This window comes from Serratia sp. CY71090, assembly GCF_052166845.1.
GTDB classification, from domain to species: Bacteria; Pseudomonadota; Gammaproteobacteria; order Enterobacterales; family Enterobacteriaceae; genus Serratia; species Serratia nematodiphila.
Window position 1 is genome coordinate 24,737 of sequence record NZ_JBJNOA010000015.1, and the last position, 15,879, is coordinate 40,615.

Annotated in this window: 16 protein-coding genes; 12 read left to right on the forward strand and 4 right to left on the reverse strand. The window is 60.3% G+C overall.

What is annotated here, in order from left to right:
* Positions 1-46 precede the first annotated feature (46 nt).
* Together ACJ8OK_RS22255 and fadE are read right to left on the reverse strand one after the other, a co-directional pair.
* Positions 47-199 (reverse strand): Hok/Gef family protein, encoded by a 153-nt coding sequence (locus ACJ8OK_RS22255; RefSeq protein WP_004930217.1) that lies wholly within the window; start codon positions 197-199, stop codon positions 47-49.
* 284 nt (positions 200-483) lie between these two features.
* The gene (gene fadE / locus ACJ8OK_RS22260; RefSeq protein WP_044031891.1) at positions 484-2,940 is read right to left on the reverse strand and encodes an acyl-CoA dehydrogenase FadE; all 2,457 of its coding nucleotides are present in this window, start codon (positions 2,938-2,940) and stop codon (positions 484-486) included.
* Positions 2,941-3,186: 246 nt separating this feature from the next.
* Between fadE and lpcA the strand changes: the two genes are divergently transcribed.
* A complete protein-coding gene (gene lpcA / locus ACJ8OK_RS22265) occupies positions 3,187-3,768 on the forward strand; it encodes a D-sedoheptulose 7-phosphate isomerase (protein WP_004930220.1) in 582 nt (193 codons plus the stop codon).
* Positions 3,769-3,869: 101 nt separating this feature from the next.
* Positions 3,870-4,673 (forward strand): class II glutamine amidotransferase, encoded by an 804-nt coding sequence (locus ACJ8OK_RS22270; RefSeq protein ID WP_004930222.1) that lies wholly within the window; start codon positions 3,870-3,872, stop codon positions 4,671-4,673.
* Here ACJ8OK_RS22270 and dpaA read toward each other — a convergent pair.
* Complete coding sequence (gene dpaA / locus ACJ8OK_RS22275) at positions 4,608-5,378, reverse strand: peptidoglycan meso-diaminopimelic acid protein amidase (protein WP_004930225.1); 771 nt, start codon at positions 5,376-5,378, stop codon at positions 4,608-4,610. The genes ACJ8OK_RS22270 and dpaA overlap by 66 nt on opposite strands.
* A 554-nt stretch (positions 5,379-5,932) precedes the next feature.
* On the opposite strand from dpaA, the gene ACJ8OK_RS22280 reads away from it, so the two are divergent.
* The 9 genes from ACJ8OK_RS22280 to ACJ8OK_RS22320 all read left to right on the forward strand — a co-directional run bounded on the left by ACJ8OK_RS22280 (position 5,933) and on the right by ACJ8OK_RS22320 (position 13,639).
* Positions 5,933-7,282 carry a Na(+)-translocating NADH-quinone reductase subunit A gene (locus tag ACJ8OK_RS22280; protein WP_261441204.1) on the forward strand — a complete coding sequence of 450 codons (1,350 nt, stop codon included), beginning with the start codon at positions 5,933-5,935 and terminating at the stop codon, positions 7,280-7,282.
* A 3-nt stretch (positions 7,283-7,285) separates the two neighbouring features.
* Positions 7,286-8,527: an NADH:ubiquinone reductase (Na(+)-transporting) subunit B gene (locus ACJ8OK_RS22285; RefSeq protein WP_015376730.1), complete on the forward strand. Its 1,242-nt coding sequence runs from the start codon at positions 7,286-7,288 to the stop codon at positions 8,525-8,527.
* Complete coding sequence (locus ACJ8OK_RS22290; RefSeq protein ID WP_015376731.1) at positions 8,517-9,311, forward strand: Na(+)-translocating NADH-quinone reductase subunit C; 795 nt, start codon at positions 8,517-8,519, stop codon at positions 9,309-9,311. Before ACJ8OK_RS22285 ends, ACJ8OK_RS22290 begins: the two co-directional genes overlap by 11 nt.
* Complete coding sequence (locus ACJ8OK_RS22295; protein ID WP_004930232.1) at positions 9,304-9,933, forward strand: NADH:ubiquinone reductase (Na(+)-transporting) subunit D; 630 nt, start codon at positions 9,304-9,306, stop codon at positions 9,931-9,933. The genes ACJ8OK_RS22290 and ACJ8OK_RS22295 overlap by 8 nt, the downstream gene beginning before the upstream one ends.
* Before the next feature lie 6 nt (positions 9,934-9,939).
* The gene (nqrE, locus tag ACJ8OK_RS22300; protein ID WP_015376732.1) at positions 9,940-10,536 is read left to right on the forward strand and encodes an NADH:ubiquinone reductase (Na(+)-transporting) subunit E; all 597 of its coding nucleotides are present in this window, start codon (positions 9,940-9,942) and stop codon (positions 10,534-10,536) included.
* A gap of 15 nt (positions 10,537-10,551) precedes the next feature.
* Positions 10,552-11,775 carry an NADH:ubiquinone reductase (Na(+)-transporting) subunit F gene (gene nqrF, locus ACJ8OK_RS22305; RefSeq protein ID WP_033634097.1) on the forward strand — a complete coding sequence of 408 codons (1,224 nt, stop codon included), beginning with the start codon at positions 10,552-10,554 and terminating at the stop codon, positions 11,773-11,775.
* On the forward strand, positions 11,759-12,808 hold the full coding sequence (locus tag ACJ8OK_RS22310; RefSeq protein WP_139792517.1) for an FAD:protein FMN transferase: 1,050 nt from the start codon (positions 11,759-11,761) through the stop codon (positions 12,806-12,808). Before nqrF ends, ACJ8OK_RS22310 begins: the two co-directional genes overlap by 17 nt.
* A gap of 7 nt (positions 12,809-12,815) precedes the next feature.
* Positions 12,816-13,043, forward strand: coding sequence for a (Na+)-NQR maturation NqrM (gene nqrM / locus ACJ8OK_RS22315; protein ID WP_004930244.1), 228 nt, complete (start codon positions 12,816-12,818; stop codon positions 13,041-13,043).
* A gap of 176 nt (positions 13,044-13,219) precedes the next feature.
* Complete coding sequence (locus ACJ8OK_RS22320; RefSeq protein WP_033634095.1) at positions 13,220-13,639, forward strand: putative T6SS immunity periplasmic lipoprotein; 420 nt, start codon at positions 13,220-13,222, stop codon at positions 13,637-13,639.
* A 65-nt stretch (positions 13,640-13,704) separates the two neighbouring features.
* On the opposite strand, the gene ACJ8OK_RS22325 is transcribed toward ACJ8OK_RS22320, so the two are convergent.
* Positions 13,705-14,598 carry a glycerophosphodiester phosphodiesterase family protein gene (locus tag ACJ8OK_RS22325; RefSeq protein ID WP_033634093.1) on the reverse strand — a complete coding sequence of 298 codons (894 nt, stop codon included), beginning with the start codon at positions 14,596-14,598 and terminating at the stop codon, positions 13,705-13,707.
* A gap of 183 nt (positions 14,599-14,781) precedes the next feature.
* Between ACJ8OK_RS22325 and dinB the strand changes: the two genes are divergently transcribed.
* The gene (dinB, locus tag ACJ8OK_RS22330) at positions 14,782-15,843 is read left to right on the forward strand and encodes a DNA polymerase IV (protein ID WP_033634092.1); all 1,062 of its coding nucleotides are present in this window, start codon (positions 14,782-14,784) and stop codon (positions 15,841-15,843) included.
* The last annotated feature ends 36 nt before the right edge of the window (positions 15,844-15,879 follow it).

The following is a 15,879-nucleotide window of genomic DNA, read 5'->3' on the forward strand; positions in this document are numbered from 1 at the left end:
GACATCATCAGCCAACGGGCGGGGCGAACCCCGCCGTTGGGTTGCCTTACCGTTCGGATTCGTAAGCCAAAGTGGCCGCAACCTCCGAGTCTCCCAACCTGATGCGCAGTTCGCACAGCGAACCGCGGGTGAGCCAGATGAACGCGATCAGCGTCATACAGACGATCACCAGTTTAAGCACGACCCGTTTTTGCTGCATTTTTGACCTCCCTATCCTTGCCTTGCGGCGGGTAAGAGGCTAACCTGATGTTGCTAGGCATCAGAGTGGCCTCGGGTTGATAATATCGACTCGGGGCCTTTCTCTTTCTCTCCTTTGCCAAGGCGCCGGACAGAAAGATCCAGAGCACCCGCGGCGCAGTCTACCCGAACTTCCTTCCCGTTAAATCCGCCGTTGCGCCAACCTGCGGCGCGGTGCGCAGTTTGTCATGAAAGCAAAAGAAAAAGGGGCGATGATGATCGCCCCTTGGATACGTGAAGTGAACCTTAAGCCGCTTCGGTCTGCTGCTGGCGCTTAGACTGCGCCGCCGGCTTTTCCGGCTTGGCGGCCGCCAGCGCATCCGGCGCAAAGTCGTCCACGTTGATGGAGCGCAGGCGGCTCTCTTCGGCTTTCACCAGGATCTTCGCTTCGTCGGCGCTGATCTTGCCTTCTTCCAGCGCGCGTTCCGCCAAACGATCCAGACGGGTGAACGGCAGGTTTTTGCCGACCGCCTTGCACAGGCGTTCGTGAATCGGCTCGGCGGCCATCACGTCGGCCAGCGCCGCTTCCAGCAGGCCGATTGGGTTATGCTCGCTCGGCGTCAGGTACTGGCCGCGCCCCAGACGGCTGCGGGTGGCGGAAGGCACCTGCAGGATCTTGGCCAACTGATGATCCAGGCGATCGGACGGTGCGGTATGCACGCGGCCGAACGGGAAGACCACGAAGCGCAGCGCGCCGGCGATAAAGCGGTTCGGGAAGTTGCGCAGCAGATCATCCAGCGCCTGTTCGGCTTTATGCAGGCTGTCTTGCACGCCCCAATGCACCAGCGGCAGATCTTCTTTCTGACGGCCTTCGTCGTCAAAGCGTTTCAGCACGGCGGAAGCCAGGTACATCTGGCTGAGGATATCCCCCAGGCGAGCGGAGATGCGCTCACGGCGCTTCAGGCTGCCGCCCAGCACGCCCATGGAAACGTCCGACAGCAGCGCCAGGTTGGCGCTCAGGCGGTTCAACTGTTGATAGTAACGGCGGGTCGCGTCCTTGGTTGGCGTGGCGCTGGTGCGGCCGTTGGTCAGGCCCAGCCAGAAGCTGCGTACCTTGTTGCTGCCGACGTGGCCCAGGTGACCGAACAGCGATTTATCGAAGGCGTTCAGATCGTTGTTCTGCGCCGCCGCCATTTCATCCAGCACATAAGGATGGCAGCGGATCGCGCCCTGGCCGAAGATCATCATGGTCCGAGTCAGGATGTTCGCGCCTTCCACCGTGATGGCGATTGGTGCGCCCTGATAGGCGCGAGCCAGGAAGTTGGATTCGCCCAGCATGATGCCTTTACCGCCGGCGATGTCCATGGCGTCAACGATCGACTGCTGGCCGCGGTGCGTACAGTGGTATTTGACGATGGCCGACAGCACGGCCGGTTTCTCGCCCTGCACCAGCGCATAGGTGATCAGCGAAGCGGCGGCGTCCATCACATAGGTGTTGCCGGCGATGCGCGCCAACGGTTCTTCGATCCCTTCCATCTTGCCGATGGAGATCTTGAACTGACGGCGAATGTGCGCGTAGGCGCCGGTCGCCAGGGCGATGGATTTCAGGCTGCCGGTGGAGTTGGACGGCAGGGTGATGCCGCGACCGACCGACAGACATTCAACCAGCATGCGCCAGCCCTGGCCGGCCATTTTCGGCCCGCCGATGATGTAATCGATCGGCACGAACACGTCGGTGCCGCGGGTCGGGCCGTTCTGGAACGGCACGTTCAGCGGGAAGTGGCGGTTGCCGATTTCCACGCCCGGCGTGCTGGTCGGGATCAGCGCACAGGTGATGCCCGGGGATTCGTTGTCGCTCAGCAGGCGGTTCGGGTCATGCAGTTTGAACGCCAGGCCCAGTACGGTGGCGACCGGCGCCAGCGTGATGTAGCGCTTGTTCCAGGTCAGGCGCATGCCCAGCACCTGCTTGCCTTGCCATTCGCCCATGCACACGGTGCCCACGTCCGGGATCGCGCCGGCATCGGAACCCGCTTCCGGGCTGGTCAGCGCGAAGCAAGGGATCTCGTCGCCGCGCGCCAGGCCCGGCAGGTAGTGGTTTTTCTGTTCTTCGGTACCGTAGTGCTGCAGCAGTTCGCCCGGGCCGAGGGAGTTTGGCACGCCGACGGTGATCGCCAGGATGCCGGAAACGCCGGCCAGTTTTTGCAGCACCATCGCCTGAGCGTAAGGGGAGAATTCCAGGCCGCCGTACTCTTTCTTGATGATCATCGCGAAGAAACGGTGTTCTTTCAGGTACGCCCAGAGTTCAGGCGGCAGATCGGCCAGTTCATGGGTGATCTGGAAGTCGTTGGCCATGCGGCAGGCTTCTTCCACCGGGCCGTCGATAAACGCCTGCTCTTCTTCCGTCAGGCGCGGTTTCGGGTAGCTGTGCAGCTTGTTCCAGTCCGGCGCACCGCGGAACAGATCGCCTTCCCACCAGGTGGTGCCCGCGTCGATCGCTTCCTTCTCGGTGGTGGACATCGGCGGCATCACCTTGCGGAAGGCGCGCAGCGCCGGCGCGGAGAGCAGAGAGCGACGCACAGAGGAAAGGTTCAGCGGCAGCAGCACGATCGCCAGCGGCAGCAACAGCCAGAAGCTCCACAGGCCGATCGCGCCCATGGCGGCGGTGTACGCCACCAGGATCAGGCTGCTGAGGGTAAGGTTCACTCGGTGGTAGAACACCACGCCGAGGAGCGCCAGTAAAACGACAATACTAAGAACCATCATAAGAAGCTCCGAAGTAGTAAGAGGTCTGACCTGTTGTGTGTATGTAATAGGTTTTAGTACAAGGCAGAATTTTTATCAATGCGTTTACAGTTTAATTACAACTCAGGTCACAAACTGACAGCACCAATCATCAAAAACCTCTCCGCTTCCTTAACCGGCGCGCTGTTTGGCTGAGAATGCTTCTCGCTGTTTCCGCGATCCGGTACACTGCGGAGCGGAAGATTTGACGATAACAAGAGGTTCCTCATGTACCACGACCTTATTCGCAGTGAACTGAACGAAGCGGCTGATACCCTGGCGAAATTTATCAATGACGACGCCAACATCGACGCCATCCAACGCGCGGCGGTGCTGCTGGCGGATTCCTTCAAAGCCGGCGGTAAAGTGATTTCCTGCGGCAACGGCGGTTCCCATTGCGACGCGATGCATTTCGCCGAAGAGCTGACCGGCCGCTACCGCGAAAACCGCCCGGGCTACCCGGCGATTGCCATCTCGGACGTGAGCCACCTGTCCTGCGTCAGCAACGACTTCGGCTATGAGTATGTGTTCTCGCGCTATGTGGAAGCGGTGGGCCGCGAAGGCGACGTGCTGCTGGGCATTTCCACCTCCGGCAACTCCGGCAACATCATCAAGGCTATCGACGCGGCGCGTGCCAAGGGGATGAAAGTGATCACCCTGACCGGCAAGGACGGCGGCAAGATGGCGGGTTCCGCCGATGTGGAAATTCGCGTGCCGCACTTCGGTTACGCCGATCGCATTCAGGAAATCCATATTAAAGCGATTCACATCTTGATTCAGCTGATCGAAAAAGAGATGGTTAAGGCGTAATAGCCTTCGGGGGGCTGCGGCTCCCCATGAATAAGACTGCGGGCGCCGCATGTATGCCGTGCCCGCACAGCCTGTGTCAGTGTGGTTAAGGAGTGCTGGCGATGTGTGAACTGCTCGGGATGAGCGCAAACGTACCGACCGATATCTGCTTCAGCTTTACCGGCCTGGTACAGCGCGGCGGCCGCACCGGGCCGCATAAGGATGGCTGGGGCATTACCTTCTATGAAGGGAACGGCTGCCGTACATTCAAGGATCCGCAGCCGAGCTTCAACTCGCCGATCGCCCGCCTGGTGCAGGACTACCCGATCAAGTCTTGCGCGGTGGTGTCCCATATTCGCCAGGCCAACCGCGGCGAAGTGGCGTTGGAAAACACCCATCCGTTCACCCGTGAACTGTGGGGCCGCAACTGGACCTATGCGCACAACGGCCAATTGAAAGGCTATCGCCAGCTGGATACCGGCACGTTCCGCCCGGTCGGCCAGACCGACAGCGAATACGCGTTCTGCTGGCTGCTGCACCAGCTGGCGCTGAAATATCCGCGCACCCCGAGCCAGTGGCCGGCGGTATTCCGCTACATTGGCCTGTTGGCGAGCCAGCTGCGCAAGAAAGGGGTATTCAATATGCTGTTGTCGGACGGGCGCTTCGTGATGGCGTATTGTTCCACCAACCTGTATTGGATCACGCGCCGCGCGCCGTTCGGCAAGGCGACGTTGCTTGATCAGGACGTGGAGATTGATTTTCAGCAACAGACCACACCGAACGATGTGGTCACGGTGATTGCCACCCAACCGCTGACCGCCAACGAAACCTGGCACAAGATTGAGCCAGGCGAGTTCGCGTTATTTCACTTCGGTGAGCGGCTTGTTCTGAGCGAAGGGGTTGGTGTTGGGCGTCGGGCTGGCTGACGCGTACTGCGTCATCATGCCGCCGCTGCTCATCAGCGGTTGGCCCAAGACGTACTGGCCATTGACCACGCCCATTGTCGGCGGTTGGCGGTTCTTCGCGAAGTAATCGTAGCCCGGCTTCAGCTGGCGCCAGAAGGCGATATAGCTGGATGACGCATGGCGTTTCAGGTTCTGTTCGGTCATGCGGAACGGGTAGATGCTGATGTCGACGCGGCTTTGGCCATAGGCGAAGGCGGCTTCGACGTAGCGATAGATCTCATCCATATAGGTGTTGGTCATCGCGTAACAGCCGATCGATTTACATTCGCCGTGGATCATCAGATAAGCGCCGGAATAGCCCTGCGACTTATCGTAATCGTTAGGGAAACCGATATTGATCGCCCGATAATACTTGCTGTCGGGTTTCAGATGGCGCGCGTCAACGCTATAAAAGCCTTCAGGACTTTTAAAGTCGCCTTCACGACGTTTAGGACCCAGCCCGCCGGAGAAATTACAGATCGGGAACGTGTTGACCAGGCGGAATTCATTGCCCATTCTGGCATACAATTCCAGCTTGCGTTCCTCTTTGAAGATCTGAATATAGACCGGCGAACCCAATAATTGCTGTTTAACTACCGGCGCTTCGGGTACCTGCTCGCTGGCGCTGCAGGCCGTGATCATCGGCATAGAAACAAGCATCGCAAACAACAGCGCGATTTTGCTCATTATAATTCCTGCTTATATTTATCTGCCGGCGCAATCAACCTGGCCAGCATGCCACTGATTATTGTTTTTACTGCTGCAAAACACCGCCAGATTACCAGCGCGTTTATTTTTAGCAATACGTGATATGTATAAAAAAACGACAAAGCTCGATAAAAGTGAAATGACCGGCAGATTTTAACGATAAGTAGTGAAAAACAGGCGAAATTTAATTGCGTTTGCTTGACCCAAGTCACGACGGAACGCAGAACAATGTTGCGAACAATGTTAATATTCTCTCTTCAATTTAACGCGCGGTAGCGATTGAAGCGGCGGGGGTTATGGCATATAACCCGGCCGTTTCGGTGGTTATTTGGCTACAGGCCGTTAACACATCGATTGTCACGCAAATAACGGAGAGGGGGGAATCAAGGGAATGCGCGTTACCCCATATATTCACTGCGAGAAAGTTCATGTTGGGCGTGCCGTCGTGCGCACTGCCCGGCAATCCTGGCATCGTCCGCACCCGCCTCTGGGGCCGGGCAGACGTGTAAACCAAACTACATCGTATAAATCCTATGATTAAGATCAGAAAAGGGTTAGATCTGCCGATAGCCGGGGTTCCGGTTCAGGCGATCCAAGATGGCCCGAACATTCAGCATGTCGCCCTGCTTGGGGAAGAGTATGTCGGAATGCGCCCCTCCATGCTGGTGCAGGAAGGCGATACCGTTAAGAAAGGCCAGGCGTTGTTCGAAGACAAGAAAAACCCCGGGGTTTTCTTCACGGCACCCGCCAGCGGCCGCATCGCCGCGATTAACCGCGGCGAGCGGCGCGTATTGCAATCGGTGGTGATTGCGCTGGAAAACGGCGGTGACGATCAGCTCGAGTTCGCGCACTACCCGCTGGGTGAACTGAGCCAGCTGCCGCGCGAACAGATCGAAAGCGAACTGATCGCCAGCGGCCTGTGGACCGCGCTGCGCACCCGCCCGTTCAGCAAAACGCCGAGCCCCGGCAGCGAGCCGCGCGCCATTTTCGTCACCGCGATGGATACCCAACCGTTGGCCGCCGATCCGCAGGTGATCATCGCCGAACAGCAGGCGGCGTTCAACGCCGGGCTGGTGGTGCTGGCGCGCCTGACGGCGGGCAAGGTGCACGTGTGCCATGCCGCCGGCGCCTCGGTTGGCCAGCAGAGCGGCCCGCAGATCGCCTACAGCGAATTTGCCGGCCCGCATCCCGCCGGGCTGGCGGGCACCCACATTCACTTCCTTGAACCGGTCAGCCTGAAGAAAACCGTTTGGCACATCGGTTACCAGGACGTGATCGCCATCGGCACGCTGTTCACCACCGGCAAGCTCGATACCCGCCGTGTGGTGGCGCTGGCCGGGCCGCAGGTGGCGCAGCCGGCGCTGCTGCGCACCCGCCTGGGGGCCAGCCTCGATGAGCTGACCGCCGGCCGCCTGAAAGGCGGCGAGAATCGGGTGATCTCCGGTTCGGTGCTGAACGGCATGCACGCCGCCGGGCCGAACGCCTGGCTCGGCCGCTTCCACTCGCAGGTGTCGGTGCTGGAAGAAGGGCGCGACAAAGAGCTGTTCGGTTGGATCGTGCCCTCGCCGAACAAGTTTTCCATTACCCGCACCACGCTGGGCCACTTCCTGAAGAACAAACTGTTCGCCTTCTCAACCACCACCAACGGCGGCGAGCGCGCCATGGTGCCGATCGGCAACTACGAGCGGGTGATGCCGCTGGATATTTTGCCGACGCTGCTGCTGCGCGATCTGCTGGCGGGCGACAGCGACAGCGCGCAGGCGCTGGGTTGTCTGGAGCTGGACGAGGAAGATCTGGCGCTGTGCACCTTCGTTTGCCCCGGCAAGTATGAGTACGCGCCGGTGCTGCGCGAGGTGCTGACCAAGATTGAGCAGGAAGGATAACCGATGGGCCTGAAGAATTATTTCGAGAAGATAGAGCATCACTTCACGCCGGGCGGCAAACTGGAAAAGTGGTACCCGCTGTATGAAGCGACCACCACGGTGTTTTACACCCCCGGCACGGTGACGCGCGGCGCTTCGCACGTGCGCGACGCCATCGATTTGAAACGCATGATGATCCTGGTGTGGCTGGCGGTGTTCCCGGCGATGTTCTGGGGCATGTACAACGTCGGCCAGCAGGCGATCCCGGCGCTGCACCATCTGTACAGCGGCGACGCGCTGCAACAGGTGTTGGCGGGCGACTGGCATTATCGCCTGGCGCAGTGGCTCGGCGCCTCGCTGGCGGCCGACGCCGGCTGGGTCAGCAAAATGGTGCTGGGCGCCTGTTACTTCCTGCCGATCTACGCCGTGGTGTTCGTCGTCGGCGGCTTCTGGGAAGTGCTGTTCGCCATTATCCGCAAGCATGAGGTCAACGAAGGCTTCTTCGTCACGTCCATCCTGTTCGCGCTGATCGTGCCGCCGACCCTGCCGCTGTGGCAGGCCGCGCTGGGCATCACCTTCGGCGTGGTGGTGGCCAAAGAGATCTTCGGCGGCACCGGGCGCAACTTCCTCAACCCGGCGCTGGCCGGCCGCGCCTTCCTGTTCTTCGCCTATCCGGCGCAGATCTCCGGCGACTTGGTGTGGACCTCCGCGGACGGTTTCTCCGGCGCGACGCCGCTGGCGCAGTGGAGCGCGGGCGGGGCGCACAGCCTGAGCAACGTGGCCACCGGCCAGTCCATCAGCTGGATGGACGCTTTCCTCGGTAACATTCCCGGCTCCATCGGTGAGGTGTCCACGCTGATGATCCTGATCGGCGGGGCGATTATCCTGTTCGGCCGCGTGGCCTCCTGGCGCATCGTCGCCGGCGTAATGCTCGGCATGGTGGCTTCCGCCATGCTGTTCAACGCCATCGGTTCGGACACCAACCCGATGTTCGCCATGCCGTGGTACTGGCATCTGGTGCTGGGCGGCTTCGCCTTCGGCATGATCTTTATGGCGACCGACCCGGTTTCCGCCTCCTTCACCAATAAGGGGAAATGGTGGTACGGCATTCTGATCGGCGTGATGTGCGTGCTGATTAGGGTGGTCAACCCCGCCTATCCGGAAGGCATGATGCTGGCGATCCTGTTCGCCAACCTGTTCGCGCCGCTGTTCGATTACCTGGTGGTGCAGGCCAACATCAAGCGGAGAAAAGCCCGTGGCGAATGAAGCGAAAAATGACGGCATCGGTAAAACGCTGCTGGTAGTGCTGCTGCTGTGTCTGGTGTGTTCAGTGGTGGTGGCGGGCTCCGCCGTCGGCCTGAAGTCCAAACAGCAGGAGCAAAAGCTGCTCGATAAGCAGCGTAATATTCTCGACGTAGCCGGCCTGTTGCAGCCGAAAATGGAGAGCGAGCAGGTCAAGCGCCTGTACAGCGAGCGCATCGAACCGCGCCTGGTGGATCTGAACAGCGGCGAGTTTGTCGCCGGCAAAGCGGCGGCGTTCGATCTGGGCGCCGCGCTGCGCGACGACGCCAAAAGCGTGGCGCTGGCGGCGGGCGACGATCCGGCCGGCATCAAGCGCCGCAGCAACCAGGCGGAAATCTACCTGGTGCGCGATGAAAGCGGCCAGGTGAACAAGATTGTGCTGCCGGTGTACGGCACCGGCCTGTGGTCGATGATGTACGCCTTCGTGGCGCTGGATAACGATGGCAATACGGTCAAGGGCATCACCTACTACGACCAGGGGGAAACCCCGGGGCTGGGCGGTGAGGTCGAGAACCCGTCCTGGCGCCAGCAGTGGGTCGGCAAGCAGCTGTTCGACGACAACGGCCAGCCGGCGATCCGCGTGGTGAAAGGCGGTGCGCGTCAGGGGGACGTACACGGGGTGGATGGCCTGTCCGGCGCCACGCTGACCTCCAACGGCGTGCAGCATACGTTTGATTTCTGGTTGGGCGAGCACGGCTTCGGCCCGTTCCTGAAAAAAGTTCGTGAAGGAGCGCTGAAAAATGGCTGATTCCAAAGAAATAAAGCGGGTCCTGCTGGGGCCGCTGTTCGACAATAACCCGATCGCCCTGCAGGTGCTGGGCGTCTGTTCGGCGCTGGCGGTGACCACCAAGCTGGAGACGGCGGTGGTGATGACCATTGCGGTGACGCTGGTGACCGCGTTCTCCAGCTTCTTCATCTCGCTGATCCGTCACCATATTCCCAACAGCGTGCGCATCATCGTGCAGATGGCGATCATCGCCTCGCTGGTGATTGTGGTCGATCAGTTGCTGCGCGCCTATGCGTTCGAGATCTCCAAGCAGCTGTCGGTGTTCGTCGGCCTTATCATCACCAACTGCATCGTGATGGGGCGCGCCGAGGCCTACGCCATGAAGTCGCCGCCGATCGAGAGCTTTATGGATGGCATCGGCAACGGGCTGGGCTACGGGGTGATCCTGGTGCTGGTCGGTTTCCTGCGCGAGCTGATCGGCTCCGGTAAGCTGTTTGGCGTGCCGGTGTTGGAAACGGTGCAGAACGGCGGCTGGTATCAGCCGAACGGCCTGTTCCTGCTGGCGCCGAGCGCGTTCTTCATCATCGGCCTGCTGATCTGGGTGCTGCGCACTCTGAAGCCGGCGCAGATCGAAAAGGAGTAAAGGCCGATGGAACACTATATCAGCCTGTTTGTGCGCGCGGTGTTCGTCGAGAACATGGCGCTGGCGTTCTTCCTCGGGATGTGTACCTTCCTGGCGGTGTCGAAGAAGGTCTCGACCGCCTTTGGCCTGGGCATCGCGGTGACCATCGTGCTCGGCATTTCGGTGCCGGTGAACAACCTGGTCTACAACCTGATCCTGCGCGACGGCGCGCTGGTGGAAGGCGTCGATCTGAGCTTCCTCAACTTCATCACCTTCATCGGCGTGATCGCGGCGCTGGTGCAGATTCTGGAGATGATCCTCGATCGCTTCTTCCCGTCGCTGTATAACGCGCTCGGCATCTTCCTGCCGCTCATCACCGTGAACTGCGCCATCTTCGGCGGCGTGTCCTTCATGGTGCAGCGCGACTACAACTTCGCCGAATCGGTGGTGTACGGCATCGGTTCCGGCACCGGCTGGATGCTGGCGATCGTCGCCATGGCGGGGATCCGCGAAAAACTCAAGTATGCCAACGTGCCGGCAGGGCTGCGCGGCCTGGGCATTACCTTTATCACCACCGGACTGATGGCGCTGGGCTTCATGTCCTTCTCCGGTGTTCAGTTGTAAAGGCGGGAAGAATTTATGGAAATTATTTTAGGCGTAGCGATGTTCACCGCCATCGTGATGGTGCTGGTGTTGCTGATCCTGTTCGCCAAATCGAAGCTGGTGAACACCGGCGACATCGCGGTGGAAATCAACGGCGATCTGGATAAGAGCTTCCATGCGCCGGCGGGCGACAAGCTGCTCAACGTGCTCTCCAGCCAAGGGATCTTCGTCTCCTCGGCCTGCGGCGGCGGCGGCTCCTGCGGCCAGTGCCGGGTGGTGATCAAAGAGGGCGGCGGCGATATCCTGCCGACCGAGCTCTCGCACATCAACAAGCGCGAAGCGAAAGAGGGTTGCCGCCTGGCGTGCCAGGTGAACGTGAAGCAGAACCTGAAGATCGAGCTGCCGGAAGAGATCTTCGGCGTGAAGAAATGGGAATGCGAAGTTATCTCCAACGATAACAAAGCCACCTTTATCAAAGAGCTGAAGCTGAAGATCCCCGATGGCGAAGACGTGCCGTTCCGCGCGGGCGGTTTCATCCAGATCGAAGCGCCGGCGCACGACATCAGCTACGCCGACTTCGACGTGCCGCAGGAGTATCGCGGCGACTGGGACAAGTTCAACCTGTTCCGCTACCGTTCGACGGTGAACGACACCACGGTGCGCGCCTACTCGATGGCCAACTACCCGGAAGAGAAGGGCATCATCATGCTCAACGTGCGTATCGCCACGCCGCCGCCGAACAATCCGGACGTGCCGCCGGGCATCATGTCTTCCTATATCTGGTCGCTGAAGCCGGGCGATAAGGTAACCATCTCCGGGCCGTTCGGCGAGTTCTTCGCCAAGGACACCGACGCCGAAATGATCTTTATCGGCGGCGGCGCGGGCATGGCGCCGATGCGCTCACACATTTTCGATCAGCTCAAGCGTCTGAACTCGAAGCGCAAGATCACTTTCTGGTACGGCGCGCGTTCGCTGCGTGAGATGTTCTATGAAGACGACTTCAACCAGCTGCAGGCGGAGAACGAAAACTTCACCTGGCACGTGGCGCTGTCGGATCCGCAACCGGAAGATAACTGGACCGGCTACACCGGCTTTATCCATAATGTTCTGCTGGAGAACTACCTGAAGAACCACCCGGCGCCGGAAGACTGCGAGTTTTACATGTGCGGGCCGCCGATGATGAACGCCGCGGTGATCAAGATGCTCAAAGATCTGGGCGTCGAAGACGAAAATATCATGCTGGATGACTTTGGTGGCTAAATTGCGCGCATTGGCGACGAATAACTGGCTGACGGGCGTGGCGCTGAGCGCCACCCTGCTGCTGACCGGCTGCGGGCCGGAACAGGTGGATCTGACGGGTAAAACCATGGGCACCTCGTATTCGATCCGTTACGTGACCGGCGACGATACGCCGTCGGCGCGCGAGATGCAGGCGGAGATCGACAAACGGCTGGAACAGGTGAACGATCAGATGTCCACCTACCGGCCGGATTCCGAGCTAAGCCGCTTCAACGCCAGCCGCGACATTGACCGGCCGTTCCCGGTTTCGCCGGCCACCGCCGAAGTGGTGCGCGAAGCGCTGCGCATCAACCGCGTCACCGATGGCGCGCTGGACGTGACCGTCGGGCCGCTGGTCAACCTATGGGGGTTCGGCCCGGAAGGGCGGCCGGACAAAGTGCCGAGCGAGGCGGAACTGGAGCACCGCCGCGCCTGGACCGGCGCCGATAAACTGGCGGTGCAGGGCAGCGCGCTGGTGAAAAGCATCCCCGAGCTGTATGTCGACCTGTCTTCGATTGCCAAAGGATACGGCGTGGACGTGGTGGCGGAGTATCTGCAATCGCAACACGTGAAAGACTACATGGTGGATATCGGCGGTGAAGTTCGTACCCGCGGGCGCAACGGCGAGCAAAAGCCGTGGCGCATCGCCATCGAGCGCCCGACCGCGGGCGCGCAGCAGCAGGCGCAGCTGGTGATCCAGCCGGGGGAGATGTCGATCGCCACCTCGGGTGACTATCGCAACTACTTCGAGCAGGACGGGGTGCGCTATTCGCACACCATCGATCCGGTCACCGGGCGGCCGATCCATCATCGGCTGGTGTCGATCACCGTGCTGAGCCCGACCTGCATGACCGCCGACGGCCTGTCCACCGGCCTGAACGTGATGGGGCCGGAGCGCGGCATGGCGCTGGCCAACCTGCTCGGTATCCCGGTGTTCATGATCGTGAAAACCGCCGACGGGTTTGAGGAGCGTTATTCGGACGCGTTCAAACCCTATCTGAAAAAGCGTTCGTGAGGTTGCTATGTTGACGGTATTCGCCGCTACCTTCGTGTTGTTCCTGCTGATCGTCGGCGGGATGTCGCTGGGTTACGTGTTCAAACGCAAAAGCCTGCAGGGCAGCTGCGGCGGCATCACCGCGCTGGGCATGGAGAAAGTCTGCGACTGCCCGGAGCCGTGCGATGCGCGCAAAAAGCGCGAAGCCAAAGCGGCGCAGCGGCGCGAGCAGTTGGACAAGCACCGCATTCTGTAGCGAAGCGAAAACCCGGCCTTGGCCGGGTTTTTTTATTTGGGGCCTTGCCGAAAGGCGCATGAACGTTTGGCTGGGCGCGATTAACAATGGCGTGAATTTCCAGGGCGTAACGGATAAAACGATCGCCAGAAAATACGAATATACGCTTTCTCAGTTTCTTAAGCAGAGGTAACAGGATGAACCGCATTATTTTGGTTGGAACTCTGGCTTTGCTGCTCGCCGGCTGTATGCACATGAACGATCCGAGGCCAAAAAACTACTTGGCCAACGCCACTGTCGTTGATAACCACGTTTGTGTGCGGGTTCAACCTGAAGGGGACGAGCGGTTGGCCGGCGTTATTATCGAAGAAATCGGCAACGCCAACGCTATCTTCGGCAAGCACTTCACGGATAACGAGATGCCTGCGGTCACCGCAGCTACGTGTATTCCCGACGATAATTATAAATTCGAAGACGGGAAGTCTTATGGGGTATCGGTGACGCTGTTGTCGCCGGATAAACGAAATAAAGGTCTTGAGCCTGCCGCCCGGCTATTCGGCGCTGGGTTTAGTGTTCGCAATGAAAATGGCATCATCCAGGTAGTTTCTGCTCACTAACGGATGTTGAAAGCCATAAGGGCATAAGGTGGGATGTCGAACCGCCTTATGCCGTAGCCGGTTATTTATTTCGCCTTGCGGAAGCTTTTCGCCTCGGCCGGCGAGTTGACCATCACGCCGTCGGCACCCAGCGCCAGCGCCTGCTGATACTCCTGCGGCGTGTTGACGCCGAACAGAATGATGTGCGCCGGGCCCTGCGAGCGGAAACAATCCATTGACTCTTTATCCCAGGTCAGAAACGCCTTCGAGCGCCCTTCGCCGAGGGTGTACTTCTCTACCACTTCCACCTCGCGCTTCAGCTCCAGCCCATACCAGCGCGGCTGTCGGTTGTCCGGTTTGACATCGCACTGGTGCGCCATGGTGACGTTGGCCAGCAGCGTGCGGGTCTCGTCGCGGCTTTCAAAGCGCGGGACGGCCGGCGGCAGCGCCTGCAGGTATTTGGCATCGGTAGAGTAAACGCGGGTGCGGTTCAGGCTGTCGGTGCTTTCCAGCGTCGCCAGCAGCGCCTGGCCAAACTGCGCCGGATCGGCGTCCGGGGATTTGATGTCCAGATAGAAGGTGACGTGCGGAAACGCCTTTAGCACCTCGTCCAGCCGCGGAATGCCGATGCCCTGGCCGCGGAACGGATGCGCATCGCCTTTGGCGAAGGTCCAGCCGGCATCGGTCTCGGCCAATTGCGCGGCGGTATACGCAGAAACCGGGCCCTGCCGGTTGGTCAGCGCCTTCAGATCCGAGGGGCGATACAGCACGATGACGCCGTCTTTGGATGCTTGCAGGGTGATCCAAACGGCGTCGGCACCGTTTTTCAGCGCGGTTTCGATGGCGATGCGGGTGTTTTCCGGCGCATCGGCGGTGCCGCCGCGATGGGCGACGATCGCCGGCGCGTGACCGGCGGCGCTGGCCGCCAGCGCGCTCAGCGACAGCGCGGAAGCCAGCAGCCAATGAGAAAATCTGTTCATGTAGAGTACCTTGTCGTTATCGTTGTGGTGAGCCGCACGGGATGGCGGAAATCATACTATTGAAAAATTAAGCTTTTTTAACAACGCGGAAATATCTGGCGGAAACGGCGCTTTCATCGAAGCCTGCGGCCTTGAGCTTTTGGTATATTACTGTATACTTATACAGTGTTACTGGAGGGTGCGATGCGTAAAATCATTCATGTCGATATGGACTGCTTCTTCGCGGCGGTGGAAATGCGCGACGATCCCAGCCTGCGCGATATCCCGCTGGCGATTGGCGGCAGCGCCGATCGGCGCGGGGTGATCAGCACCGCCAACTACCCGGCGCGGCGCTACGGCGTGCATAGCGCCATGTCTACGGCGATGGCGCTCAAGCTGTGTCCGCATCTCACCCTGCTGCCGGGGCGCATGGCGGCCTACAAAGAGGCTTCGCTGCATATCCGTGAAATCTTCGCCCGCTATACCCCGTTGATCGAGCCGCTGTCGCTCGATGAAGCCTATCTCGACGTGACCGACAGCCCGCAATGCAACGGCTCGGCGACGCTGATCGCTCAGGAGATCCGTCAGGCGATCGCCGATGAGCTGAATCTCACCGCGTCGGCCGGCGTCGCGCCGATCAAGTTTCTCGCCAAAATCGCTTCCGAGATGAACAAGCCGAATGGGCAATACGTGATCACCCCGGCGCAGGTGCCGGCGTTTTTGCAGCAGCTGCCGCTCAGCAAAATCCCCGGCGTCGGCAAGGTGACCGCCAAACGGCTGGAGGAAGTGGGGCTTATCACCTGCGCCGACGTGCAGCAATACGATTTGGCGCAGCTGCTCAAGCGCTTCGGCAAGTTCGGCCGGGTGCTCTGGGAGCGGTGTCAGGGCATCGATCGGCGCGAAATCTCGGCGGAGCGGCTGCGTAAATCGGTGGGCGTGGAGCGCACGCTGGCGGAAGACATTCACGATTGGGAAGACTGCGAAACGCTGATTATCGACAAACTCTACCCCGAGCTGGAGATGCGGCTGCGTAAGGTGAAGCCGGATCTGCACATCGCCCGGCAGGGCGTGAAGCTGAAGTTTCAGGATTTTCAGCAAACCACCCAGGAGCACGTGTTCCCGGTGCTGAACCGGCAGGATTTGCTGGCGGTGGCGCGGCAGGCGTGGCGCGAACGGCGTGAAGGGCGCGGCGTGCGGCTGGTGGGGCTGCATGTGACGCTGCTCGATCCGCAGCTGGAGCGGCAGCTGGCGCTGCCTTGGGAATAAAAAAGCCGGCGATCGCCGGCTTTTTGCGTTAAGCGC

Coding starts and splice junctions, on each gene's coding strand:
- ACJ8OK_RS22255 (WP_004930217.1), bottom strand. CDS start 199: ATGCAGCAAAAACGGGTCGTGCTTAAACTGGTGATCGTCTGTATGACG.
- fadE (WP_044031891.1), bottom strand. CDS start 2,940: ATGATGGTTCTTAGTATTGTCGTTTTACTGGCGCTCCTCGGCGTGGTG.
- lpcA (WP_004930220.1), top strand. CDS start 3,187: ATGTACCACGACCTTATTCGCAGTGAACTGAACGAAGCGGCTGATACC.
- ACJ8OK_RS22270 (WP_004930222.1), top strand. CDS start 3,870: ATGTGTGAACTGCTCGGGATGAGCGCAAACGTACCGACCGATATCTGC.
- dpaA (WP_004930225.1), bottom strand. CDS start 5,378: ATGAGCAAAATCGCGCTGTTGTTTGCGATGCTTGTTTCTATGCCGATG.
- ACJ8OK_RS22280 (WP_261441204.1), top strand. CDS start 5,933: ATGATTAAGATCAGAAAAGGGTTAGATCTGCCGATAGCCGGGGTTCCG.
- ACJ8OK_RS22285 (WP_015376730.1), top strand. CDS start 7,286: ATGGGCCTGAAGAATTATTTCGAGAAGATAGAGCATCACTTCACGCCG.
- ACJ8OK_RS22295 (WP_004930232.1), top strand. CDS start 9,304: ATGGCTGATTCCAAAGAAATAAAGCGGGTCCTGCTGGGGCCGCTGTTC.
- nqrE (WP_015376732.1), top strand. CDS start 9,940: ATGGAACACTATATCAGCCTGTTTGTGCGCGCGGTGTTCGTCGAGAAC.
- nqrF (WP_033634097.1), top strand. CDS start 10,552: ATGGAAATTATTTTAGGCGTAGCGATGTTCACCGCCATCGTGATGGTG.
- ACJ8OK_RS22310 (WP_139792517.1), top strand. CDS start 11,759: ATGACTTTGGTGGCTAAATTGCGCGCATTGGCGACGAATAACTGGCTG.
- nqrM (WP_004930244.1), top strand. CDS start 12,816: ATGTTGACGGTATTCGCCGCTACCTTCGTGTTGTTCCTGCTGATCGTC.
- ACJ8OK_RS22320 (WP_033634095.1), top strand. CDS start 13,220: ATGAACCGCATTATTTTGGTTGGAACTCTGGCTTTGCTGCTCGCCGGC.
- ACJ8OK_RS22325 (WP_033634093.1), bottom strand. CDS start 14,598: ATGAACAGATTTTCTCATTGGCTGCTGGCTTCCGCGCTGTCGCTGAGC.
- dinB (WP_033634092.1), top strand. CDS start 14,782: ATGCGTAAAATCATTCATGTCGATATGGACTGCTTCTTCGCGGCGGTG.